Origin of the sequence: Dehalobacter sp. TeCB1 (assembly GCF_001707455.1) — a bacterium.
Classification (GTDB): domain Bacteria; phylum Bacillota; class Desulfitobacteriia; order Desulfitobacteriales; family Syntrophobotulaceae; genus Dehalobacter; species Dehalobacter restrictus.
In genome coordinates, this window is record NZ_MCHF01000060.1 from 1 (window position 1) to 1945 (window position 1945).

Here is a 1945-nt window from a genome sequence, read left to right on the forward strand (position 1 = left end):
CTTTAAAGAGCAAAAAAGCCTGGAACCCCTTGCAAACAAGGGAAATCCGGGCTTTTACATTTTTAAAAAAGTGAGTAATGTTTTTATGACTTTGTACTTTTGAGAATTTTTTTCATCTGACTGGTACTGACGATCTGATAGTCGGTACGGAAACCAAAGATATTGTGTAAAGCATCTGTAAAATCGGTTCTGGTATAGGTCGGAATATAACCTTCACCTTTAACTTCAAAGAAATTCATATCCTTTAATCCTTGAATAATCTCGCTACAGGTATATTTTTCTTCAAGCTTCTTTTCAAGAAAACGGTAGAGGATCAAAGACATAAAACACGTGGTGAAATGTGCTTTTATTCGATCATCACGGCTTAAGTATGCTGGTCGGGCTTTGAATTCGCTTTTCATAATTCGGAAACACTCTTCAATCTCCCAACGCCTTTGGTTCACTTTGATGATTGCCGCTGCTTCGTCTTCAAGGTTAGTACAGACGGCATAGAAACCGTCAAACAGCTCTTCTTTGGCAACCAGGTCAGTGTTAATACTGTACAATTCATTATCTGCTACCTCACCGTCATCCGTACAGTATCTTTTTTCAATAAATCTTTTATAATCATTAGCATTGCATTTCTTTAACTTCCCCGGGTTTGAAGCCATTGTTTTTCGGGCACGTTCTATTTGGGAATCACGGATTTTTCGCTGATAATTTCGGTATTTCAAAGAAAAGGTCACAATAAGCTTCTGCTCCAGATCGTTTTCTTTGATCCAGCGCTCTTTATAAAAAACTTTATCTTTATCCGTATTCTCATCAAGTTCTGTAATATCATAGCTTTTACGTTCACCGAAAAGTTTCCAACCGGTAGAATCCAGTGCCCATTCCATGAGGTGTTTCTTCAGTTTTTTTATTGATTGGGTGGTAATGAAAGCCCGTTCGCCTTCGTTATTGAATTCCCGGTTCTTTTGAGAAGCGAGACCGGCATCCGTACAGACGATAAACTTGGAAAGTTTAAAATCAGCCAGGATTTTTTTCTCCAAAGGTCTTAGCGTCAGCTGCTCATTAGTATTGCCATTAAAAAGATCAATAGCGATGGGAATACCGTCACCGTCCATAAACAGCCCCATCTGGACAATGGGATTTGGGCGGTGTTCTTTTGATGCCCCATACTGCTTAAGGCCTTCTTCCTCCTCAATTTCAAAGAAATAATTCGTACAGTCATAATAAAGCACACCGGTATTGCGTTTGGAAATTTTCAGACTGTTATTGTAAAGGGAAGACTGGATAAAATCAATTTCTTTAGCAATGATTTCAAGCGCCCTGTAGATGTGTTGAAGCTCGAAATTGGGCTGTTCAATAAATTTTTTGGACAGCTCAAGGGTTGCCAGCTTAGAGGCAGGGAAAATAATCCTGGCATAAAGCAGCCTGGACAAAATTGAATTAAGATCAAAAGAAAATTTATATTTGGTGGAGAGTTCTTTGCAGATCCGATGTAACCCGAGCTCGTGATATATTTTCTGAAGGAAAAGGTAGCCGCCGTTAAAGAAACGCTGTTCATCTCTAGCAATGATTTTGGAAGGAGAATATTTGACTAAGACATCCCGCTGTTCCTCTTTTTCTTTTTGGTTCAGATCTGCAATATACTTTTTTGCCCATTCGATAGGATCTTCACCGTTTAGTTTCTTTTCCAGTTCAGCAAGTGTTCCCAGTTTTTCGACCATTTTTGAAGTATGTACACCATTCACGTAAATTGATTTCGTAACATAAAGCGATGTGGCATTTTTAGATTTAGATAGCGTAAGTTTCATAACAAACACCTCCATACCCTTATATTATAACACATTACCACAAATTGCTCAATACTAAATAGCAATAATTTGACGATTTTCTAACAAAAAAAGCCCTGTTTTCAAGGCTTTCAAAGATTTTAATATTTATGCAAGTGTCAAAGACCCGG

Annotated in this window: 1 protein-coding gene; it reads right to left on the minus strand. The window is 38.1% G+C overall.

The genetic code is table 11. The features are described 5' to 3' along the window. Nucleotides 1–83: 83 nt before the first annotated feature. On the minus strand, nucleotides 84–1796 hold the full coding sequence (locus A7D23_RS13405; RefSeq protein WP_019226929.1) for an IS1634 family transposase: 1713 nt from the start codon (nucleotides 1794–1796) through the stop codon (nucleotides 84–86). Nucleotides 1797–1945: the final 149 nt, after the last annotated feature.

Coding starts and splice junctions, on each gene's coding strand:
- A7D23_RS13405 (WP_019226929.1), bottom strand. CDS start 1,796: ATGAAACTTACGCTATCTAAATCTAAAAATGCCACATCGCTTTATGTT.